At 68.0% G+C, this 21,788-nt stretch carries 17 protein-coding genes and 1 tRNA gene; 7 read left to right on the plus strand and 11 right to left on the minus strand.

Going from position 1 to position 21,788, the window contains the following annotated elements:
• The first annotated feature begins 64 nt into the window (after positions 1–64).
• From msrA to ACSFA2_RS04020, 4 genes are all read left to right on the plus strand, one after another.
• A complete protein-coding gene (msrA, locus tag ACSFA2_RS04005) occupies positions 65–625 on the plus strand; it encodes a peptide-methionine (S)-S-oxide reductase MsrA (RefSeq protein ID WP_435454000.1) in 561 nt (186 codons plus the stop codon).
• A 9-nt stretch (positions 626–634) separates the two neighbouring features.
• Complete coding sequence (locus tag ACSFA2_RS04010) at positions 635–1,024, plus strand: hypothetical protein (RefSeq protein ID WP_435454001.1); 390 nt, start codon at positions 635–637, stop codon at positions 1,022–1,024.
• Positions 1,025–1,102: 78 nt separating this feature from the next.
• Complete coding sequence (locus ACSFA2_RS04015) at positions 1,103–3,187, plus strand: TonB-dependent receptor (RefSeq protein ID WP_435454002.1); 2,085 nt, start codon at positions 1,103–1,105, stop codon at positions 3,185–3,187.
• Positions 3,188–3,232: 45 nt separating this feature from the next.
• Complete coding sequence (locus ACSFA2_RS04020) at positions 3,233–4,180, plus strand: AEC family transporter (protein ID WP_435454003.1); 948 nt, start codon at positions 3,233–3,235, stop codon at positions 4,178–4,180.
• Between the two features lie 10 nt (positions 4,181–4,190).
• Here ACSFA2_RS04020 and ACSFA2_RS04025 read toward each other — a convergent pair whose 3' ends face one another.
• Both ACSFA2_RS04025 and ACSFA2_RS04030 read right to left on the minus strand, forming a co-directional pair.
• Entirely contained in the window at positions 4,191–7,331 is a 3,141-nt protein-coding gene (locus tag ACSFA2_RS04025; RefSeq protein ID WP_435454004.1) for a bifunctional diguanylate cyclase/phosphodiesterase, read from the minus strand.
• 83 nt (positions 7,332–7,414) lie between these two features.
• Positions 7,415–8,734: a D-amino acid dehydrogenase gene (locus tag ACSFA2_RS04030; protein WP_435454005.1), complete on the minus strand. Its 1,320-nt coding sequence runs from the start codon at positions 8,732–8,734 to the stop codon at positions 7,415–7,417.
• 127 nt (positions 8,735–8,861) lie between these two features.
• On the opposite strand from ACSFA2_RS04030, the gene ACSFA2_RS04035 reads away from it, so the two are divergent.
• The 3 genes from ACSFA2_RS04035 to ACSFA2_RS04045 all read left to right on the plus strand — a co-directional run bounded on the left by ACSFA2_RS04035 (position 8,862) and on the right by ACSFA2_RS04045 (position 9,889).
• The gene (locus ACSFA2_RS04035; RefSeq protein ID WP_435454006.1) at positions 8,862–9,329 is read left to right on the plus strand and encodes a winged helix-turn-helix transcriptional regulator; all 468 of its coding nucleotides are present in this window, start codon (positions 8,862–8,864) and stop codon (positions 9,327–9,329) included.
• An 81-nt stretch (positions 9,330–9,410) separates the two neighbouring features.
• On the plus strand, positions 9,411–9,593 hold the full coding sequence (locus tag ACSFA2_RS04040; protein ID WP_435454007.1) for a hypothetical protein: 183 nt from the start codon (positions 9,411–9,413) through the stop codon (positions 9,591–9,593).
• 113 nt (positions 9,594–9,706) lie between these two features.
• Positions 9,707–9,889 carry a hypothetical protein gene (locus tag ACSFA2_RS04045; protein WP_435454008.1) on the plus strand — a complete coding sequence of 61 codons (183 nt, stop codon included), beginning with the start codon at positions 9,707–9,709 and terminating at the stop codon, positions 9,887–9,889.
• A gap of 78 nt (positions 9,890–9,967) precedes the next feature.
• Here ACSFA2_RS04045 and ACSFA2_RS04050 read toward each other — a convergent pair.
• From ACSFA2_RS04050 to ACSFA2_RS04090, 9 genes are all read right to left on the minus strand, one after another.
• Positions 9,968–10,043, minus strand: a tRNA-Thr gene (locus ACSFA2_RS04050).
• Between the two features lie 11 nt (positions 10,044–10,054).
• A complete protein-coding gene (locus ACSFA2_RS04055; RefSeq protein ID WP_435454009.1) occupies positions 10,055–11,065 on the minus strand; it encodes a class 1 fructose-bisphosphatase in 1,011 nt (336 codons plus the stop codon).
• A 15-nt stretch (positions 11,066–11,080) separates the two neighbouring features.
• Complete coding sequence (gene pepN, locus ACSFA2_RS04060; RefSeq protein WP_435454010.1) at positions 11,081–13,774, minus strand: aminopeptidase N; 2,694 nt, start codon at positions 13,772–13,774, stop codon at positions 11,081–11,083.
• Positions 13,758–14,435, minus strand: coding sequence for an HAD family hydrolase (locus ACSFA2_RS04065; RefSeq protein WP_435454011.1), 678 nt, complete (start codon positions 14,433–14,435; stop codon positions 13,758–13,760). The genes pepN and ACSFA2_RS04065 overlap by 17 nt, the downstream gene beginning before the upstream one ends.
• Positions 14,435–15,539, minus strand: a protein-coding gene (gene prfB / locus ACSFA2_RS04070; RefSeq protein WP_435454012.1) for a peptide chain release factor 2 whose coding sequence is annotated in 2 segments (ribosomal slippage) — positions 14,435–15,457 and positions 15,459–15,539 — 1,104 coding nt in all. Because the reading frame shifts where the segments join, the coding sequence is not laid out codon by codon here. The genes ACSFA2_RS04065 and prfB overlap by 1 nt, the downstream gene beginning before the upstream one ends.
• Before the next feature lie 103 nt (positions 15,540–15,642).
• Positions 15,643–16,848 carry a hybrid sensor histidine kinase/response regulator gene (locus ACSFA2_RS04075; protein WP_435454013.1) on the minus strand — a complete coding sequence of 402 codons (1,206 nt, stop codon included), beginning with the start codon at positions 16,846–16,848 and terminating at the stop codon, positions 15,643–15,645.
• Entirely contained in the window at positions 16,838–17,455 is a 618-nt protein-coding gene (locus tag ACSFA2_RS04080) for a chemotaxis protein CheB (protein ID WP_435454014.1), read from the minus strand. Before ACSFA2_RS04080 ends, ACSFA2_RS04075 begins: the two co-directional genes overlap by 11 nt.
• Entirely contained in the window at positions 17,452–18,234 is a 783-nt protein-coding gene (locus tag ACSFA2_RS04085; RefSeq protein WP_435454173.1) for a CheR family methyltransferase, read from the minus strand. The genes ACSFA2_RS04080 and ACSFA2_RS04085 overlap by 4 nt, the downstream gene beginning before the upstream one ends.
• A gap of 71 nt (positions 18,235–18,305) precedes the next feature.
• Complete coding sequence (locus tag ACSFA2_RS04090; protein WP_435454015.1) at positions 18,306–21,788, minus strand: response regulator; 3,483 nt, start codon at positions 21,786–21,788, stop codon at positions 18,306–18,308.

Here is a 21,788-nt window from a genome sequence, read left to right on the forward strand (position 1 = left end):
GTAGTGACCCGTCTCCGGTGCGTCAAGCCGCGACAATAGCGGGCTTCGCGTTTTGGAGCCGACCATGACAACCACCCTCAGCCCCCCACCCGCCACCGACACCATCGTGCTTGGCGGCGGCTGCTTCTGGTGCACCGAGGCCGTGTTTGACCGGGTGCGCGGCATCGTCGACGTCGAATCCGGCTATTCCAACGGCGAGACGATCAACCCGAGCTACGAGCAGGTCTGCACCGGCCGCACCGGGCACAACGAAGTCGTCAAGCTGGCCTTCGACCCGGCCCAGATCACGCTGCGCGAGATCCTCGAGATCTTCTTCGTCGTGCACGACCCGACCACGCTGAACCGGCAGGGCAACGACGTCGGCACGCAGTACCGCAGCGGCATCTACTACCTGAACGACGACCAAAAGCAGGTGGCCGACGAGGTGATCCGCGAGATCGCCGACAGCGGTACCTACCGCGCGCCGGTGGTGACCGAGGTGCTGCCGCTCGCGAACTATTCGACGGCCGAGGCCTACCACCAGGACTACTTCACGAATCACCCCAACCAGGGCTACTGCGCCTTCGTGGTGGGGCCCAAGGTCGAGAAGTTCCAGAAGACCTTCGCCGCGCGCGTGAAGGACTGAGCCGGACCTATGCACTTCGTCCGCCCCGCTGTGTACCGCACGCCGCTGCTGATCGCCCTGGCGGTCGCGCTGTGGCTCGCGTCCACGCTCGGGCTGATGCACCGGGTGGTGCACTTGCCGGCCACGCCGGCCGCGGCGTATCAGCACACCGCACCCGTGGTGTCGGCCGCTTCGTCGCATGGCCATGACCACCGCGGCCTGCTCGCACTCTTCGGTGTGCACGCCGACGCCGACTGCCGGCTGTACGACCAGCTCGCCGGTGGCGCTGCGGCGCTGTCCGTTCCTCTCGTGGTGCTGCCCATCGCCTTGCCGATGGCGCGTTTCCACTACTTCCTGGGCGAAGCACTCGCCCGCTGGGTCTCGCTCTTCGATGCGCGCGGGCCTCCGCTGACTCGCTGAATTCCTTTGGTCATTCGTCTGGCTGCGCCCTGTGAAGGGCTGCGGCCGGCCCTCCATTGTTTCAACGAGCCCGCATCCATGATTTCCAATTTCAGCCGGCATGCCGTCGGCGCCGCCGCCCTTTCGTTCCTCGCCCTGAGCGCGCATGCGCAGACCCCCGGCACCGCCACGCCGGCCCCTAGCCTCAAGGAGGTCACCGTCACTGGCAACCCGCTCGGCGCGTCCGAGCTGATCGCGCCCACCGAGACGCTGCAGGGCGACACGCTGCTGCTGCGGTCGCGCTCCACGCTGGGCGAGACGCTCGACGGCGTGCCGGGCGTGAGCAGCAGCTACTTCGGCCCCAACGCGAGCCGGCCGATCATCCGCGGCCAGGACGGCGACCGCATCCGCATCCTGCAGAACGGCGGCAGCGCGCCCGACGCCTCGGCGCTGAGCTACGACCACGCGGTGCCGGTCGATGCGCTGGTGACCGACCGCATCGAGGTGCTGCGCGGCCCGTCGGCGCTGCAGTACGGCGGCAGCGCCGTGGGCGGCGTGGTCAACGTGATCGACAACCGCATCCCGAGCGAGCCGCTCAACGGCTTCGGCGGGCGCGCCGACCTGGGCTACGCCACCGGCAGCCAGGAGAAGAGCGGTGGCGTGGTGCTCGAAGGCGGCAACGACCGCTACGCGCTGCACGTCGACGCCTTCGACCGCCGCTCCGACGACGTGCGCGTGCCGATCGATCTCGACTGCGCCAAGCCCGGTTCGCCCGAACTGGCGCGCCGCATCTGCAATTCGCAGAACAGCGCGCACGGCGGTGCGGTCGGCGGCACGCTGTTCTTCGACCGTGGCTGGATCGGCGCGTCGGCCAGCACGTACCGCAGTGACTACGGCACCGTCGCCGAGGACGAGGTGACCATCAACATGAAGTCCGACCGCTACGCGCTGGAAGGCGAATGGCGACCCGGCGGCTTCTTCACCAGCATCCACACCAGGTTCGGCCACACCGACTACCGCCACACCGAGTTCGAGGGCAGCGAGGTCGGCACCACCTTCGCCACCATGAGCAACGACCTGCGCATCGAGGCGCGCCACCAGAAGATCGGCAACGTCGAAGGCATGATCGGCTTCAGCAGCGAGAGCAGCCGCTTCTCGGCCAATGGCGAGGAGGCTTTCGCGCCGAACAGCCGCACGCGCGCCAACGCACTCTTCCTGCACGAAGAGCTCGCCACCTCGTGGGGCCGCCTGAGCTTCGGTGCACGCACCGAGCAGGTGAAGGTCGAATCGCTCGGCTACCCCGAGGACAGCTCGATCACCCGTTTCGCGACCGGCGAGCGCAGCTTCAACCCGCACAGCGCGGCCTTCGGTGCGCTGGTGAACCTCACGCCGCAGTGGCAATTGACGTCCAACCTCGCCTACACCGAGCGGGCACCGAAGGACTACGAGCTGTTTGCCAACGGCCCGCACGTCGCGACCGCGGCCTGGGAGGTGGGTGACGCGTCGCTCCAGAAGGAGCGCTCGATCGGCTTCGACCTCGGCGCGCAATGGAAGAACGGCCCGAACAACGCGCGCGTCAACGCCTACGTCACGCGCTTTCGCAACTACATCGGGCTGAACGCCACCGGTGTTCAGCGTGATGGCGAAGGCGAGATCGTGGCCGACCCGGCCGCCGAGGACACGCTGGCCGAGTACGCCTACGGCGGCGTGCGCGCCCGCTTCACCGGCCTCGAGGCCAGCGGCAACCTGCGGCTGCTGGGCAACGAGGGCTTCGCGGCGATGGAACGCAGCGGCACGCTCGACCTGCAGTGGCGCGGTGACCTGGTGCGCGCCACCAACACCGACACCGGCGAGCCGCTACCGCGCATCTCGCCGGTGCGTGTCGGCGCCGCGCTGGCCTACGGCGACGGCCCATGGACGGCGCGCTTCGGCTTCGACCGCTACTCGGCGCAGCACCGCGTCCCGGCCGACGGCACGCGCGAGACCGCGGGCTACACGCTGTGGAACGCGGCGCTGGCCTATCGGATGAAGGTGACCGGCGCGACGCTGACCTGGTATGCCCGGCTGGACAACATCACCAACCAGCTGGCTTACAGCGCCACGTCGATCCTGACCACGACGGTCTATCCGGCGGCGCCGCTGCCAGGTCGCTCGCTCAAGGTCGGCCTCCGCGCAAGCTTCTAGCGCCAGACGGCGACCCCACCGCGGCAAGCCGCTATGCTCGCCGCGGTGAATTCGCCCGTCCTCTCCGCGCTGCTGCCCGTCGTTCTTCTCATCGCCGCAGGCTACTTCGCCGGGCGCCGCCGCTGGGTCGGCGCCCACGCGGTGAAGGACCTGTCGAACCTGGTCTTCCTGCTGCTGGCGCCGGCGCTGCTGTTCCGCGCCATGAGCACGGTCCACGTGGAGACGCTGAGCCTGCGGCCGGTCGCGGCCTATTTCATCGGGGCCGGCGTCATCTTCGTGGGGATGCTGGCCTTTCTCGGCCTCACCCGAAGCGCTGCCGTGCTGGCCATCACCGCCACCTTCAGCAACACCGTGATCATCGGTGTGGCCCTGGTCGACCTGGCCTACGGGCCGGCCGGGCTGGTCGTGCTGCTGACCCTGGTGTCGCTGCATTCGCTGGTGCTGATCACGGCCGCCACGCTCATGATCGAACTCATCGTCGCGCGCGAGCATGCCGCGGCGAGCGGCAGCGTACGGCAACCGATCGTCCGGACCGTGGCCCGCGCCGTGCGCAATTCGGTGCTGCACCCGGTGCCGCTGCCGATCATCGTGGGTCTGCTGTTCGCGCAGACCGGGCTCATGCTGCCGATGGCCATCGACAAGCCGCTGATGCTGCTCGGCCAGGCCTTCAGCCCGGTGGCGCTGGTGCTGGTCGGCATCACGCTGGCACTCACCCCCGTCGGCACGCATCTGCGCGGCGCGCTCGCGCTGGCCATGGTGAAGAACGTGGTGCACCCGCTGCTGGTGGCCGGCTTCGGCTGGCTGCTGGGCGTGCGCGGCCTGCCGCTCACGGTGATGGTCGTGGCCGCGGCGATGCCCATCGGCGCCAACGCCTTCCTGTTCTCGCAGCGCTACAAGGTCGTCGAAGAGCAGGTCACCGCGGCCGTCGTGGTGTCGACCGTGCTCGCGCTGGTCACGCTCTCAGCCGCGATGGCGCTCGCCGCGAATTTCTAGGCACGGGGGATCAAGCCGTGACAACCGGCGTGCACTGCCGGATCCAGTCGGGAATCTCCTCCGGCGGCATCGGCCGTCCGAACAGGTAGCCCTGCAGCTCGTCGCAGTGCGCAGCCTGCAGCAGCGCCGCTTCCTCGGCGCTTTCGACACCCTCGGCCACCACGCGCAGACCCAGGGTGTGGCCCAGGCCCACGATGGCGCGCACGATCGCCAGGTCGGTCGGATCGTCGAGCATGTCGTGCACGAAGGAGCGGTCGATCTTCAGCTTGTCGATCGGGAAGCGGTTGAGGTAGTTCAGGCTCGAGTAGCCGGTGCCGAAGTCGTCGATCGACAGCTGAACACCCAGCGCTTTGAGCGCACGCAGCTGTGTGAGCGACTGCTCGGCCGCATCCATCAGTGTCGACTCGGTGATCTCGATCTCGATCGTGGACGGCACCACGCCGTGCGCCGCCATCGCATCGCGCAGCACGCCGGTGAGTTTTCCGTCGCGCAGCTGCAGGGCCGACACGTTGATCGACACCGGCACGGTGCCCAGCCCCTGGTCGCGCCAAGCCGCCTGCTGGGCGCAGGCCTGCGCGATGACCCACGCGCCGATGTCGACGATCTGCCCGCTCTCCTCGGCGATCGGGATGAATTCGGCCGGCGACACCGGGCCGAGCTCGTCGCTGCGCCAGCGCAGCAGCGCCTCCACGCCGACCAGCGCCGCGGTGCGCGCCTGCACGCGCGGCTGGAAGGACAGGCTGAGTTCATCGCGCTCGATGGCGCGGCGCAGGTGCGACTCGAGCTGCAGGCGCTTCTGTGCGCGCTCGTCCATGTCCGGCGTGAAGAAGTGCACCATGCTGCGCCCGCCGGACTTGCCCTGGTACATCGCGACGTCGGCCTGCCGCATGAGCGAATCGATGTCCTGCGCGTCGTCGGGGTACATCGCGATGCCGGCGCTGCACGACACGTGCAGTTCGGCGCCGTGCAGCTGGTACGGCCGGCGGATCGCCGGCACCAGGCGCTGCTCGACGATGTCGCGCACCTCGTCCGTGTCCGTCACGTCGGCCAGGACGATCACGAACTCATCGCCACCCAAACGGCTCACGGTGTCGCCGGCTCGCGTGGCCTCGACCATGCGCCGGGCGACCGCACGCAGCAGTGCGTCGCCCACGTGGTGGCCGAGCGAGTCGTTGATGTTCTTGAAGCGGTCCAGGTCGATGAACACCACGCCCACGCGGCGCTTGTCCTTGCGGGCCTGCTGCATGGCGGTGCCCAGCCGTTCGATGCACAGCGAGCGGTTCGGCAGTTCGGTCAGCACGTCGTGCAGCGCCAGGAAGCGGATGCGTTCCTCGCTGCGCTTGCGCTCGGTGATGTCGATGGACGTGAAGATGTAGTGCGAGATGCGCTCGGGCCCGTCGCGCACGACACTGGCGACCAGCCAGGCCGGGTAGTTGCTGCTATTGCGGCGACGCACCAGCACCTCACCCTGCCAGGCGCCGCGCTGGTCGAGCAGGGGCCAGAAGTCGCCGAAGGTGGCGCCTTGGCCAACCAGCAGGCGCTCCGGCTTTTCGCCTTCGAGCTCGCGCGGGTCGTACCCGGTGAGCCGTGCCAGCGCGCGGTTCATCGTGATGATCTTGCGGCCGGCGTCGATGATCATGATGCCTTCGTTGGAGGCTTCGAACACCTTCGACCACAGCTCCAGCCGCTGCTCCATCACCTTGAGCTGGTTGATCGGCGTGAAGGCCGTCAGCAGTGCGTCCTGGCCCTGGTAGTTCAGGCGCCTGGCCGACAGCACGGCCCACGACGAGGCCCCGCCGCCGTGCCAGCACACCTCGAATTCATCGACGTGACCGCGGTCGGCCAGCCCCTGGAAGAAACGGCTGCGTACGCCGGGGTCGAGTCCGGCCGCCCACGGGTCGATCTGGCGCCCGCCCAGCCATTCCTGCGCGGGCGGATTGGCGCTGAGCACCTCGTGCCCGGGAATGGCCGTGACCATGAGCGGAATCGGGATGGCGGCGACCAGATCGCGTTGCGCCTCGGCGGCGCGTGCCGAGGCCGCCAGTTCCTGCTGTGCGCGGCGCTCGCGGTCGAGCTGGGCCAGCATGTCGTTGAAGCCGAGCACCAGCCGGCCGATCTCGTCGCCGCTTTCCCAGCGGGCGCGCAGGCTGTGGTCGCCAGTGCGGCGCACCGTGTCGACCACGAGCGAGAGGCCACGCAGCGGCCGCGAAATCTGGCGGGCCACGTAGAACACCGCGCCCAGGATCAGCAGCAGCAGGAAAAGCGCCGTGCCCAGGTGCATCCACATGCGCTGGAAGAAGCCGCGCTCGCGCGCCTCGAGCAAGGTGTCGAGTTCGACGATGGCACTGTCCCACGCCATGTCGAGGTTGGCGAACAGCGCCTGCTGCGCCGTCTCGAAAGGGGCGAGCCCGCCGCTGCCGTCGGTCATGGCGCTGCGGGTGGCCGTGCGGAACCGGTCGATGCTCGCCAGCAGCTGCGCACGGGACGCGTCGAGGCGCGGCTGCAGCGGGCCCGACGCCGCCGCGAAGGCCTCGCCGTAGTCGCTGGCGATGGCGGCGGCAACAGCGTCGATCCGGCCTTCGAGGATGAAGTATTTGGTGCGCGATTCGGTGGCGTCCAGCTCGCCTGCACCGTGGGAGTGCAGACGCGCGCCCATTTCCGAGGTCAGCTCGAGCAGTTCGGGAAAGCGCAGCAGGATCAGCGACATCGTGTAGTAGCTGTCGAGGTCCGGGTCGAGGATCAGGTTCGACTGGTTGCCCACGCGCGTGACCAGTGCGCGGCCGGTGTCGAGCGCGGCCCGGGTTGTGGCGCGGCCGGGCGATGCGGCGAGGGCCGCCACAGCCTGTCGGAAGCGCTCGTTCGCCTGGGCGCTCTGCATGCCGGCGCCGAGGGATTGCTCGATGTCGGCGAGCGACTGCGGCGGTGCCAGCGTGGCGTTGCGCCAGCCGGCCACCGCCATCAGCGTGGGGCGGAGCTGGGCGATGTACTCGGCGCCGGCTTTCTCCTTGCGGCCGAAGTCGATGGCGATGAACTTCTCGTTGATGAGGATGCCGCTGATGAAAATGACGGCCGTCAGGTCCAGCAGGTAGATCAGGAGAAGCTTGCGGGCGACGCTCAGTCGGCCCAGCCGGCGGGAGAAAAATTGCAGCATAGGTGTCGACCGTACCCTACGCAATGTGCATGCCGTGGGCCTGCAGCCATCTCCCGCCGTGCGGCGCCCTCAACCGGCGTGCGTCAACCGGCGTGCGACGCGCGACCCGCTGGCGCCACCTGCAGGCCGCGCGCGCTGTCGGCACCGCCGCGCGCATAGCGGTCGAGCGACAGACCTTCGGTGTCGATCTCGGGGCGCTGCCCCAGCACCAGGTCGGCCAGCAGCTTGCCGGAGCCGCAGGCCATGGTCCAGCCCAGTGTGCCGTGGCCGGTGTTCAGGAACAGGTTCGGGAACTGGCGCGTGGCGCCGATGATGGGCGTGCCGTCCGGCGTCATCGGTCGCAGGCCGGTCCAGAAGGTGGCCGCTTCGAGGTCGCCGCCCGGGAACAGGTCGCGCGTGACCATCTCCAGCGTGGCGCGGCGCTGCGGCTTGAGGCCGAGGTCGAAGCCCGACAGCTCCGCCATGCCGCCGATGCGGATGCGGTCGTCGAAGCGCGTGATGGCGATCTTGTAGGTTTCGTCCAGCACGGTCGACACCGGCGCCAGCGATGCATCCACGATCGGCGCGGTGAGCGAATAGCCCTTCACCGGATAGACCGGCAGGTCCAGGCCGAGCGGCAGCAGCAGCTCGCGCGAATAGCTGCCGAGCGCGAGCACGTAGCGGTCGGCCGTCACGGTGTCGCCATCGACCTCGATGCCGCGGATGCGCTGGCCGTCGTGCAGCACGCGCGTGGCCGTCGCGTCGAAGCGGAAGGTGGTGCCAGCCGCCTCGGCCAGCGCGACCAGCGCGGTCGTGAAGCGCTGGCAGTCGCCGGTCTCGTCGCCGGGCAGGCGCAGCCCGCCCACCAGGCGGTCACGCGCCTGCGCGAGCGCGGGCTCGGCCTGGACGATGCCGTCGACATCGAGCAGCTCGTAAGCCACGCCGCACTCTTCGAGCACGGCCGTGTCGCGCTTCACCGCCTCGAGCTGTTCGGCCTTGCGGAAAAGCTGAAGCGTGCCCCCCGTGCGGTGCTCGTAGGCGATGCCAGTGTCCGCGCGCAGCGTGCGCAGGCAGTCGCGGCTGTATTCCGCGATGCGCATCATCCGTTCCTTGTTCACCGTGTAGCGCGCGTCGGTGCAGTTGCGCAGCATGGCGGCGATCCAGCGCAGCTGGAAGAGCGTGCCGTCGGGCCGCACGGCCAGCGGCGCGTGCGTCTGGAACATCCACTTCAAGGCCTTCAGCGGAATACCCGGTGCGGCCCAGGGCGTGGAATAGCCGGGCGACACCTGGCCGGCGTTGCCGAAGCTCGTCTCCAGCGCCGGGCCGGGCTGGCGGTCGAGCACTGTCACGTCGGCGCCTGCGCGGGCCAGGTAGTACGCGGTGGTGGCGCCGACGACGCCCGAGCCCAGGACAACGACTTTCACAGTGATTCCAGCAGAAGAATAGAAAACACGAATCTAGAGGGTGGTCGGCCGCAGCTTTCACGGATGTGGGGCTTCTTTGACGTGAGAATCGCGGTTCTCTCCCCGCTTTTCATGGCGCCACCGAAGAATGATCGACCTCGACCGAATCGACCGAAAAATCCTGGATTCGCTGCAGCGCAATGGCCGCATCTCCAATGCGGAACTGGCCGAGCAGATCGGCCTGTCGGCCTCGGCCTGCTCGGAGCGGGTGCGCCGCCTGGAGCGCGAACGGGTCATCACCGGCTACCACGCCCGGGTCGCACCGGCGGCGGTCGGCCGCACGCTGCTGGTCTTCGTGGAGATCAAGCTGTCCGCCAAGTCCGACGACCTGTTCGAGCAGACCCGGCGCGAACTGATCCACATGCCCGAACTGATGGAATGCCACCTGGTGTCCGGCAGCTTCGACTACCTGCTCAAGTTCCGCATCAAGGGCATGGAGCAGTACCGCCAGCTGCTCGGCGGCATCCTCAAACGGCTGCCGGTGTCGGCGCAGTCGAACAGCTATGTGGTGATGGAGGAGCTGAAGGAGGACACGTACCTGGGGGTCGATCCCTGAAGGCGGCCCTACCGCCCGGAGCCCGCTGGTGGCATGTTGTATGACGTAGGGGCATTCCTACCTAGCCGCTACAGTGGCGGCATGGATGGCACCTTCGACGTCATGGCGCAGGCATTGAAAGCGAGCGGGCTCGCTGCTGCGCTGCGTGTGCTCAATGACAGGATCCAGCATCGCTACAGTGCGGTGTATCAGCTGCAAGGGCGGGACCGGCTGGTCATCTGGCGCTGGTCGACAAGCGCGACGAACCCTGCCCGGCCTACCTGAAGAACGTTCCCTACGACGAAAGCTTCTGCCAGTTCGCGGTGCGGGAAGGGCAGTTCAGGACTGACAACTCCGCACTGGACGAACGCCTTGCGGGCCATCCCTACCAGGGCATCATGAATTCCTACCATTCGGTGCCGCTGGTGTCGACGGAGGGACATATCCTGGGCACGGTCTGCCATTTCGACCTCGCCGCGTTCGCCCTGGACGACGAGGATTTCGAGCTGCTGCGGCTCGCTGCCCGTGTTTTTGCGACTTATGTGCCTCGAGCGGCGACGCACATGTCATCGCACGACTGAGCTGAGCAGGCGCGTCGGCGCGCAACAAGAAAAAAGCGCTGTTGCCATCCGAGGATGACAACAGCGCTTTTTCTGTATTGGTGCCGGAGAGATGAATCGAACACCCGACCTTCTCATTACGAATGAGCTGCTCTACCGACTGAGCTACACCGGCGAAGCCTGCGATTATAGCGGGTCGTGATAGCGGGTCACGCGCTCGACCTCATTTTTTGATCCGAGCATCACACTGACGCGTTCGTGCAACTTGCCCGGCGCGATGTCGAGGATGCGCTCGCGGCCGTTGGTGGCCATGCCGCCGGCTTGTTCGACCAGCCAGCTCATCGGGTTGGCCTCGTACATCAGGCGCAGCTTGCCGGGCTTGCCCGGCTCGCGCTTGTCCCAGGGGTACAGGAAGATGCCGCCGCGCATCAGGATGCGATGCACGTCGGTCACCATGCTGGCGATCCAGCGCATGTTGAAGTCCTTGGCGCGCGGGCCTTCGCTGCCGGCCAGGCATTCGTCGATGTAGCGCTTCACCGGCGCATCCCAGTGCCGCATGTTGCTCATGTTGATCGCGAATTCCTTGGTGTCGGCCGGGATCTGGATGTTCTCCTTGGTCAGCACGAACGAACCCTGCTCGCGGTCGAGCGTGAACATCGCGACGCCATCGCCCACGGTCAGCACCAGCGTGGTTTGCGGGCCGTAGATGCAGTAGCCGGCCGCCACCTGTTTGGCGCCGGCCTGCAGGAAGTCGGCTTCCTGCACGCCCGGGTGGCCTTCGGGCTTCTTCAGCACGCTGAAGATGGTGCCGATGCTCACGTTCACATCGATGTTGCTCGAGCCGTCTAGCGGGTCGAACAGCAGCAGGTATTCGCCCTGCGGGTAGCGGTTGGGCACCACGTAGATGCTGTCCATCTCTTCGCTGGCCATGGCGGCGAGGTGGCCGCCCCATTCGTTGGCCTCGATGAGCACTTCGTTGGCGATGATGTCCAGCTTCTTCTGGACTTCGCCCTGCACGTTCTCGCTCTCGGCGGTGCCGAGCACGCCGCCCAGGTCGCCCTTGTTGACGGCCTGGCTGATGCTCTTGCAAGCGCGTGCCACCACCTCGAGCAGCAGGCGCAGCTGGCCGGGGATGTGGCCGTCGGCGCGTTGTTGCTCGACGAGGTAACGGGTGAGTGAGATTTTCTGTTGTGACATGGGGGGTCCTCTCGATCAATCGGCCAGTGCGCGGTTCACCACTTCCTGGGTGTCCTTGCTGAGCTCGGGTTTGGCGGCCACGCGCGCGATGGCCTCGCGTGCGGCGCTGCGGTAGGGTTCGGCCAGCTTGCTCCAGCGGTCGAGCGAGCGGGCCAGGCGGGCGGCCACCTGCGGGTTGATGGCGTCGAGCTCGCACACACGCTCGGACCAGAACACGTAGCCGGCGGCGTCCGGGCGGTGGAAGGCACCGGGGTTGGCGCTGCAGTAGCTGAAGATCACGCTGCGCGCGCGGTTCGGGTTCTTGAGCGAGAAGTCCGGGTGCTTCATCAGCTGCTTGACCAGCGGCAGCACGTCGCCGCCGCGGTCCGGCGAGCCGGCCTGCAGCGAGAACCACTTGTCGATGACCAGCGCCTCGTCCTTGAAGATCGCGTGGAAGCGCGCCAGGGCCGGCGCCGCCAGCGAATGGCCCGAGGACACCAGGGCCGACAGCGCGTTGAAGCGGTCGGTCATGTTGCCGGCGTCCTTGAAGCGCTGCAGGGTCTTGCCGGGCCACACGGCGTCACCCGATGCGCGGGCGGCCAGGCACAGGTGCATGAGCGCCATGCCCGCGAGCGCGCGGCGGCCGGCCGAGCGGGCGTCGGGCGTGTAGGCACCGGTGTCGTGGTGCGCTTCGTACGTGGTTTCCCATTGCGCGAAGAGGGCGGTGGCCAGCTGCGCCCGCATGGCTTCACGCACCGCGTGGATGCGTTGCGGGTCGACCACCGGCAGTTGCTCGGCGATGTAGGTTTCCGAGGGCAGCGTGAGCACCAGCTCCTTGAAGGCGGCGTCGAGCGCCGGGTTGCGCAGCACGGCCGCCATCGCGTCGACATACGCGGTGTCGAGCACCGGCGCGTCGGGCGCGGCACTGTCGTCGAGGGCCTTCAGCGCGCTGCGCAGCGCGAGGCGCTGGCCGGCTTCCCAGCGGTTGAACGGGTCGGGGTCGTTCGCCAGCAGCGTGAGCAGCTGGGCGTCGCTGTAGTCGAAGTCGAGGATCACCGGCGCACTGAAGCCACGCAGGATCGACGGTACCGGCTCCGAATCGACGCCGACGAAGGTGAACTGCTGCGCCGATTCGGTCAGCACCAGCGTGTGCGTGCCGCGCTTCACGTCGACCTCCCCGTCGAGCTGCAGCGGCAGTTCGCGGCCGCTGGCGTCGAGCAGGCCCAGGTTCACCGGGATGACGAAGGGCAGCTTGAGCGGCTGGCCCGGCGTGGGCGCACAGGTCTGCTCCAAGCGCAGCGTGTAGGTGCGCGCGTCGGCGTCGTAGTGGCCGCGAGCCGCCAGACGCGGCGTGCCGGCCTGGCTGTACCAGCGCTTGAACTGCGGCAGCAGGCGCGACAGGTCGGAGTCGAGGTTGGCGTCGGCAATCGCCTGCGCGAAGTCGTCGCAGGTCACGGCCTGGCCGTCGTGGCGCTTGAAGTACAGCGTGATGCCGGCCTCGAAGCCCTTGCGGCCGACCAGCGTCTGCATCATGCGCACCACCTCCGCACCCTTCTCGTAGATGGTGACGGTGTAGAAGTTGCTGATCTCGATGTAGCTGTCGGGCCGCACCGGGTGGGCCATGGGGCCCGCGTCCTCGGGGAACTGGGCGGTGCGCAGCACGCGCACGTCCTCGATGCGCTTGACCGCGCGGGCCGAGGCGTCGGCGCACAGGTCCATGCTGAACTCCTGGTCGCGAAAGACCGTGAGGCCTTCCTTGAGCGAGAGCTGGAACCAGTCGCGGCAGGTCACGCGGTCGCCCGACCAGTTGTGGAAGTACTCGTGGCCGACCACGCTCTCGATGTTGCCGTAGTCGGCGTCGGTGGCGGTCGCCTGGTTGGCCAGAACGTACTTCGTGTTGAAGATGTTCAGGCCCTTGTTCTCCATCGCGCCCATGTTGAAGTCGCTGGTGGCGACGATCATGAAGCGGTCCAGGTCCAGCGGCAGGCCGAAGCGCGTCTCGTCCCACAGCACCGAGTTGATCAGGGAGTTCATCGCATGCTCGGTCTTGTCGAGGTCGCCGGCGCGCACGTACACCTGCAGCAGGTGGTCCTTGCCGGCGCGCGTGCGGATGCGCTGCTCGCGCGCCACCAGCTTGCCCGCGACCAGCGCGAACAGGTAGCTCGGCTTGCGGAAGGGGTCGACCCACTTCGCGAAGTGGCGGCCTTCGGGCAGGTCGCCGCTGTCGACCAGGTTGCCGTTCGACAGCAGCACCGGGTAGGCGGCCTTGTCGGCACGCAGCGTGACGGTGTAGCTTGCCATCACGTCCGGACGGTCGAGGAAGTAGGTGATGCGGCGAAAGCCCTCGGCCTCGCACTGCGTGAAGAAGGTGTTCTCGCTCACGAACAGGCCCATGAGCTTGGTGTTCTTCACCGGGCAGCAGGTGGTGAAGATCTCCAGCTCGAAGCTCTCGGGCAGGTTGTCGATCACCAGCTGGCCCGCGTCCATGCGGAACGACGCGCCCTGGCCGTCGACCAGCACGCGCGCCAGGTTCAGCTCGTCGCCGTCCAGGCGCAGCGGGCCGCCGACGCTGTCCGGGTTGCGGCGCAGCCGCATGCGGTTGAGCACGCGGGTCTTGGCGGGGTCCAGGTCGAAGGTCAGCTCGACGGTGTCGATCCACCAGGCGGGCGCGACATAGTCTTCGCGGCGGATCGCCAGCGGCTGTCCTTGTCCATCACGCAGTTGCAGCATCGAGGGTCTCCAGAAAATTCGATTGGGCGAGTTCGTCGTAGTCGCGCACGGCGGCGATCACGTGCGGGCCGGCCAGTTCGGCGGCGCTGTGGGTGGTGCACACGGCCACGGCGCGCATGCCGCCGCGGCGGGCGGCTTCGATGCCGAAGGGGGCGTCTTCGAACACGATGCAGTGTTCGGGTGCCACGCCGATGCGGCGAGCCGCCTCGAGGAAGATGGCCGGCGTCGGCTTGCCGGCGAAGCCTTCGTCGCCGCCGACGATGGTCAGTGGCAACGGGTCCATGCGGAGGCGCTCCATCACGAAGGCGATGTTGTGACGGTCGCCGGCGGTGCCGACGGCGACCTTCAGACCGCGCGCCACCGCCGACCGGGCGAAGGCGCGAAAGCCGGCCACCTCGGCGAACACCGCGCCGAACATCTCGCGGTAGATCGATTCCTTCTCGTGGGTGATCGCCGCGCTTTCGGCCTCGGTCACCTCGCGCGCCATCAGTTCGCACGCGCACTCGAAGGCATTGCGGCCGGTGGTGCGGCGCATCAGGTCGGCCACGTCCAGCGTCATGCCCCGGCGGCGCGCGAACTCCACCCAGGCCTTCGCGTGCCAGGGCATGGAATCGACCATGGTGCCGTCCATGTCGAAGATCAGCGCGTCGGTGCGTGCCATCAGACGCCTTGCTTCAACGAGGCTTCGATGAACACATCGAGGTCGCCGTCGAGCACCTTCTGCGTGGCCGAGACTTCGACGTTGGTGCGCAGGTCCTTGATGCGGCTGTTGTCCAGCACGTAGCTGCGGATCTGGTGGCCCCAGCCCACGTCGGTCTTGTTGTCTTCCAGCTTCTGCTGCGCTTCCTGCTGCTTGCGCAGCTCGAAGTCGTACAGGCGCGAGCGCAGGCGCTTCCACGCCACGTCGCGGTTGCTGTGCTGGCTGCGGCCGTCCTGGCACTGCACCACGATGCCGGTCGGGATGTGCGTGAGCCGCACGGCCGAATCGGTCTTGTTGATGTGCTGGCCGCCGGCGCCCGACGCGCGGAAGGTGTCGGTGCGCACGTCCGACGGGTTGATGTTGATTTCGATCGAGTCGTCGATTTCCGGGTACACGAAGATCGAGGCGAAGCTGGTGTGGCGCCCGCCCGAGGAGTCGAAGGGCGACTTGCGCACCAGGCGGTGCACGCCGGTCTCGGTGCGCAGCAGGCCGAAGGCGTAGTCGCCCTCGACCTTGATGGTCGCACCCTTGATGCCGGCCGTGTCGCCCGGCGTCTCGTCCTCGATCTGCGTCTTGAAGCCCTTGCGCTCGGCGTACTTCAGGTACTGGCGCAGCAGCATGCTGGCCCAGTCGCAGGCCTCGGTGCCGCCCGCGCCGGCCTGGATGTCGATGAACGCATTCAGCGGATCGGCCGGGTTGTTGAACATCCGGCGGAACTCGAGCTGCTTGATGTCGGCTTCGAGCGTGGCGGCGTCATCGGCGATGGCCTGGAGGCCGTCCATGTCGCCGTCTTCCTTCGACATCTCGAACAGCTCGGTGTTGTCCGACAGGCCGCTGGTGAGCCGGTCGAGCGTGACGACCACGTCGTCGAGCGACTTCTTCTCGCGGCCCAGTTCCTGGGCCTTCTTCGGGTCGTTCCAGACGGTGGGGTCTTCGAGCGACGCGTTGACCGTCCTCAGACGTTCGGCTTTGGCATCGTAGTCAAAGATACCCCCGTAACTCGAGGGTGCGGGCGCTCAGGTCTGCCAGCAGTGCGCCAATTTGGTTGATTTGTTCTGCGTCCATGGGGAGATCCTCGAAAAGTACGGTGGCCCGGTGCGAACCGGGAAGCAACCGGCGATTTTCTCATGCCCGCCAAGCACCCACGCGCGCCGTGGGCGGGAGCGGCTCAGGCGTCGTCCGGCGGGGCGTGCAGCGGCAGCGTGACGCGAAAGAGGGCGCCTTTGCCCGGCGCGCTCTCCACGGTGATCTCGCCGCCGTGCGCGCGCACGATCTCGCGGGTGATGTAGAGCCCCAGGCCCAGCCCGGCGGCGTGTTTGCGGCTGTCGTCGGTGCGCTCGAACTGTTCGAAGATGCGGCCCTGGTCTTCCGGCGCGATGCCGATGCCCTGGTCGCGCACGGTCATCACGGCCTGGTCGCCCGACCGCGTCACGGCGACGGCGACCGGGCTGCCGCGGCCGTAGCGCAAGGCGTTGGTGATCAGGTTGGTCAGCACCTGCTCGATGCGGAACTCGTCCCACACGCCGTCGATGGGCTGCGACGCCTCGATGTCGAGCGTGGAGCTCGTGGCCTCGGCCTGGTTGACCAGGCTCTCGACCACGCGCCGTGCCATCGCGGAGAGGTCGAAGGGCTTCGGCCGGATCGACAGCGAGCCGCTGCGCAGGCGCGACACGTCGAGCATGTCGTCGATCAGCCGCACCATGTTCTGGATCTGGCGCTGGTCGCGCTCGATCATGGCCGGCAGCTTCTCGGGCGAGAAGGGCGCCAGGTTGCCCTTGCCCAGATGCAGCTTGCGCACCTGCGTCTCCAGGTAGAGCGTGTTGAGCGGCGTGCGCAGCTCGTGCGACACCATCGACATGAAGTCGTCGCGCATGCGCACCGCCCGCTCCAGGTCGGCCTGCGCCACCTGCAGCTTCTCGACCAGCGCGGCCTGCTCGCTGTGGGCGGCGGCCAGTGCCTCCATCTCGTGCTTGAGCGCCTTGCGGTGGCGGTGCAGGTCGACGAAGACGTTGACCTTGCTGGCGACCACGTGCGGGTCCAGCGGCTTCTGCAGGAAGTCGACCGCACCGCTCTCGTAGCCCTTGAAGGCGTAGTTCATCTCGCGGCCGGCGGCGCTCACGAAGATGATGGGGATGTGCCGGGTGCGCTCGGTGCCCCGCATCAGCTCGGCCAGCTCGAAGCCGTTCATGCCGGGCATCTGCACGTCGAGGATGGCAAGCGCGAATTCGTGCTCCAGCATCAGCGCCAGCGCCAGCTCGGCGGAGGTCGCCTGGAACACCGGGCGCGCGGGCCCGCGGATGAGCGCCTGCAGGGCCAGCAGGTTCTCGGGAAGGTCGTCGACGATCAGCAGTTTGCTTTCGACGTCAAGCGGCATGGAGCGCATTCAAATCCATCAGTAGGGTACGCAGCGCGCGCAGCGGGAGCACGCGGTCGGGGTGGTGAAGCGCCAGCGCCGCACGGGGCATGGTATCGACAGCGGCTTCGTCGGGGTCCTGCACGGCCGTCAGGCCGCCGGCGTGGTGGATGTGGCGCATGCCCAGCGCACCGTCGGGGTTGGCGCCGGTGAGCAGCAGGCCCGCCACCAGCGGCCCGTACGCGTCGGCGGCCGAGGTCATCAGCAAATCGATCGACGGGCGCGACCACATCACCGGCGGTTCGCAACTGAGCGAGAACTCGCGGCTGCGCTCGATCGACAGGTGGTAGCTCGGCGGCGCGAAGTAGAGCGTGCCGCCCGCGACCGGCGCCTTGTCCTCGGCTTCGCGCACCGGGATCGACAGGCGGTGGGCGAACACCTCCGGCAGCCGGCTCTCGCGCCGCTCGGGCATGTGGATCACGGCGACCAGCGGCAGGCGCCATGGCGTCGGCAGGTCGGCCAGCAGCGTGGCGAGCGCGTCGACCCCGCCCGCCGAGGTGCCGATGACGGCGGCCTCGACCCGGTGCAGCGGAGTCAGCGGAGTCGGCGCGATCGGCGTGGTCGTCACGAGGCTTTGCGGTAGAGGCGCTCGGCACGCGCCAGCGTGTCGAAGCGGGTGGAGAAGGACGAGAAGTCGATGCTCTCCTTGGCGCCCAGGCCGAGGAAGCCACGGTGGCACAGCGACTCGTGGAACAGGCCGAGCGCGCGGTCCTGCAGCGCCCGGTTGAAGTAGATCAGCACGTTGCGGCACGACACCAGCTGCGTTTCGGCGAACACGCTGTCGGTCGCCAGGCTGTGGTCCGCGAACACCGCGTTGGCGCACAGCGAGGGGTCGAAGCGCGCGGCATCGTAGGCGGCGGTGTAGTAGTCGGAGAAGGCGCGCTTGCCACCGGCGCGCTGGTAGTTGGCGGTGTAGTTGCGCACCGCCTCCATCGGGAAGATGCCCTGGCGCGCCTTGTCGAGCGACGCCGGGTTGATGTCGGTCGCGTAGATCTGGGTGCGGTCGAGCAGGCCTTCCTCGCGCAGCAGGATCGCCAGCGACCAGGCTTCCTCGCCGGTGCTGCAGCCCGCCACCCAGACCTTGACGGACGGGTAGGTCTGCAGCACGGGCACCACCTGCTGGCGCAGCGTGAGGAAGTAGCCCGGATCGCGGAACATCTCGCTCACCGGAATCGTCAGGTATTGCAGCAGCTGCGCGAACACCGTGGGGTCGTGCAGCACCCGTTCCTGCAGCGCCGAGACGTTCGGCAGCCGCAGCTGCTCCAGGGCATAGCGCACGCGGCGCTTCTGCGACGCGCCGGTGTAGTTGCGAAAGTCGTAGCTGTACTTCAGGAAGATCGCTTCCATCAGCAGCCGCAGCTCGATGTCGATGTCGCTTGGCGGCTCGATCGGCCGCAGCGACCTCTGTGCGTCGTCGGTCACAGCCGCTCCATCTTCGGCATCCAGACGCGCAGCAGCGAGAAGAGGCGGTCCAGGTCGACCGGCTTGGCGAGGTAGTCGCTGGCACCGGCGGCCAGGCACTGCGCCTGGTCGTCCTTCGTGGCCTTGGCCGTGACCGTGATGACGGGCAGCTTCTCGAAACGCGGGTCCTGGCGCAGGCGGCGCGTGGCCTCCAGGCCGTCCATCTCCGGCATCATCACATCCATCAGCACGAGGTCGATGTCGGCCACGCGGTCGAGCTTCTCGAGCGCCTCGCGGCCGTTGCGGCCGATCTCGACGATGGCGCCGCGCTGCTCCAGCGCGCTGGTGAGCGCAAAGATGTTGCGCACGTCGTCGTCCACCAGCAGGATGCGGCGGCCTTCGAACACGCGGTCGCGTCCGCGCGCCGCCTTGAGCATGTTGCGGCGCTCGGTCGACAGGTCGGCCTCGACCTTGTGCAGGAACAGCGTCACCTCGTCGAGCAGGCGTTCGGGCGAGCGCGCGCCCTTGATGATGATCGAGCGCGAATAGCGCAGCAGCTCGGCCTCCTCGTCGCGGGTCAGGTTGCGGCCGGTGTAGACGATGACCGGCGGGAACGAGCAGATCTCTTCCGTGGCCATCTTCTTGAGCAGCTCGCTGCCCTGCATGTCGGGCAGGCGCAGGTCGGTCACCATGCAGTCGAAGACGCGGGTGCGCAGCAGTGCGAGCGCTTCCTCGCCGGAGCCGACCGCGGTGATCGCCACGTCATCGTCGCCGATCAGCTTCACCACCGCGTCACGCTGCACGGCGTCGTCTTCCACCAGCAGCACGGTCTTGACCTTCTGCGTGAGCTTGTCTTCCAGCTTCTGGAACACCTGCTTGAGCTGTTCGCGGGAGGCGGGCTTGAGCGCATAGCCGATCGCGCCCATGTGCATGGCGGTCTCGGTGTGGTCCATGGCCGAGACGATGTGCACCGGGATGTGGCGCGTCTGCGGCTGGTCCTTGAGCTTCTGCAGCACGTTGAGGCCCGGTGCGTCCGGCAGCCGCATGTCGAGCAGGATCGCATCGGGCAGCAGCTGCGTGGCCAGATCGAAGCCGTCGCCGGCGCCGTGGGCCACGATGCATTGGTAACCCAGCTCATGGGCCAGGTCGTACAGGATGTGCGCGAACTGCGGTTCGTCCTCGATCACCAGCACGCGCCGCGATGCGTTGCGCGGCTGCGCGCGGTCGTCGGCGAACTGCGGAATCACCGGCGCCGGGATGGTCGGCGAGGCGGCCGGCATCGCCGCCTCGGGCGTCGTGTACAGGCGAGCCGGCGTGGCGGCCACCACGGGCGCATCCATGCGCGCTTGCACCGGCGCCTGCGCCGGCATCGTCAGCGTGAAGGTGCTGCCCTGGCCGGGCGTGCTGTCGACCGTGAGCGTGCCACCGAGCAGCTTGGTGAGGTCGCGCGAAATCGACAAGCCCAGGCCGGTGCCGCCGTAGCGCCGGCTGGTGGTGCCGTCGGCCTGGCGGAAGGCCTCGAAGATCACCTCCTGCTGGTCGGGGGAGATGCCGATGCCCGAGTCGCGCACCGCGAAGCGGGCGCCGCCGTCGGGACCGCCCGAGATAGCAAGGCCGACCTGGCCGCGGTCGGTGAACTTGAGTGCGTTCGACAGCAGGTTCTTCAACACCTGTTCCAGACGCTGGCGATCGGTCACGAGCAACGCGGGCGCGTCGGGCGCGATCGATGTCTGGAAGTCGAGCTGCTTCTGCCCCGCCAGCGGCGTGAAGGTCATCGCCAGGCTGTCGGCCAGGCGGGCGAGCGGCACCTCTTCGGCCACCAGCTCGAGCTTGCCGGCCTCGACCTTCGCGATGTCCAGGATGTCGTTGATGAGCACCAGCAGGTCGTTGCCCGACGAATAGATCGATTCGGCGAACTTGACCTGTTCGGCCGTGAGATTGCCCTGCGGGTTGTCGCCCAGCAGCTTGGCCAGGATGAGCGCGCTGTTGAGCGGCGTGCGCAGCTCGTGCGACATGTTCGCGAGGAACTCCGACTTGTAGCGGCTGGCGCGCTGCAGCTCCTGTGCGCGGTCTTCCAGGTCGGCCTGCACGCGGCGCAGCGCCGCGTTGCGCAGGTCGAGCGCCTCGGTGCGTTCCGACAGCTGGCTGTTGGTCTGCTCCAGCTCGGCCTGCTGGTTTTCCAGCGTGGCCTGCGAGGCCCGCAGCGCACGCGATTGTTCTTCCAGTTCCTCGTTGGCGGTGCGCAGTTCTTCCTGCTGCACCTGCAATTCCTCGTTGAGCTGCTGCGTCTCGGCCAGCGCGTCCTGCAACTGCTCGCGGTAGCGCACGGCGGCTACCGAGCTGCCGATGTTGCCGGCCAGCAGTTCGAACAGCTCCTTGGCACGTTCGTCCGGCGCGTGCAGCAGGCCCAGCTCGATCACGCCGTTGACCCGGCCGTCGTGCACCACCGGCAGCAGCACGGCCGCGCGCGGCGCCATGTCGCCCAGGCCGGTGTTCACGCGCAGGTAGTCGGCCGTGACCGGTTCGATCAGCATCAGCCGCTTTTCGACCGCGGCCTGGGCAACCAGGCTCTGCGTCGGCGCGAGCACCTGGGGCGTGGCCTCGGCTTCGGCCGAGAAGCCGTAGCTGGCCACGCGGCGCAATTGGCCCGAGCGTTCGCGCACGTACATGGCGCCCACGCTGCTGCCGACGTGGCTCGCGAAGAAGTCGAGCACCTTGCGGCCCATCTCCTGGGCGCTGAGTTCGCCGACGAGTTCGGCGGTCAGGTCGGTCTGGGCGCCGCGCAGCCAGGCCTGCCGCTGCAGCGTCTCGCCATGGCTGGCCTGGCGTTGGAGGACGGCGTCGTAGCCGGTGGACAGGGCGACCAGCTGGCGCCGCCCGAAAAAGGCGAGCAGGCCGGCGAGCGAGAGCGTGAAGAAGAGGAACAGGCCGACCACGGCCAGCGCGGTGTTGTTGGCCTCGTTGTTGCGCTGGAAGCGCAGCGTCTGCTCCACGTTGATGAAGTTGGCGTAGCCGGTGCGCATGTCGTCGGACAGGCGTTTGCCGCGCCCGGCCTTGATCACCTGCTGGTAGTCGCCGCCCGCGCGGCGCAGCGCAATCATCTCGGCGGCGAACTGGTTCCAGGCCGTCTGCAGCGTGGTGATGCGCTCGATCCGGTCGGCTTGGGATTGGTTGTCGCTGACCAGGGCACGCAGGCTTGCCAACCCGGCCATGAGGCGTGGCTGCGCGCTCTCGTACGGCTGCAGAAAGGCCTCGTCGCCGGTGATCAGGAAGCCGCGCATGCCGGTTTCGAGGTCGACGCTCAGACGTTGCAGTTCGCTGGCCTCCCGGGTGACGCGGTCGGTGTGCTCGACCCAGGAGATGACCGACAGCAGGTAGAAGATCAGGCCGACGAAGACCACCGCGCCGATGAGTCCCCCGATCAACGGCAACTTGACGTTGCGGCTCAGCACGCGCTGGAACTCTTGGGGATCGATGGCGTTGACGGCGGTGTGAGGCAT

It is taken from the genome of Variovorax cryoconiti (genome assembly GCF_051216395.1).
GTDB lineage: Bacteria > Pseudomonadota > Gammaproteobacteria > Burkholderiales > Burkholderiaceae_C > Variovorax.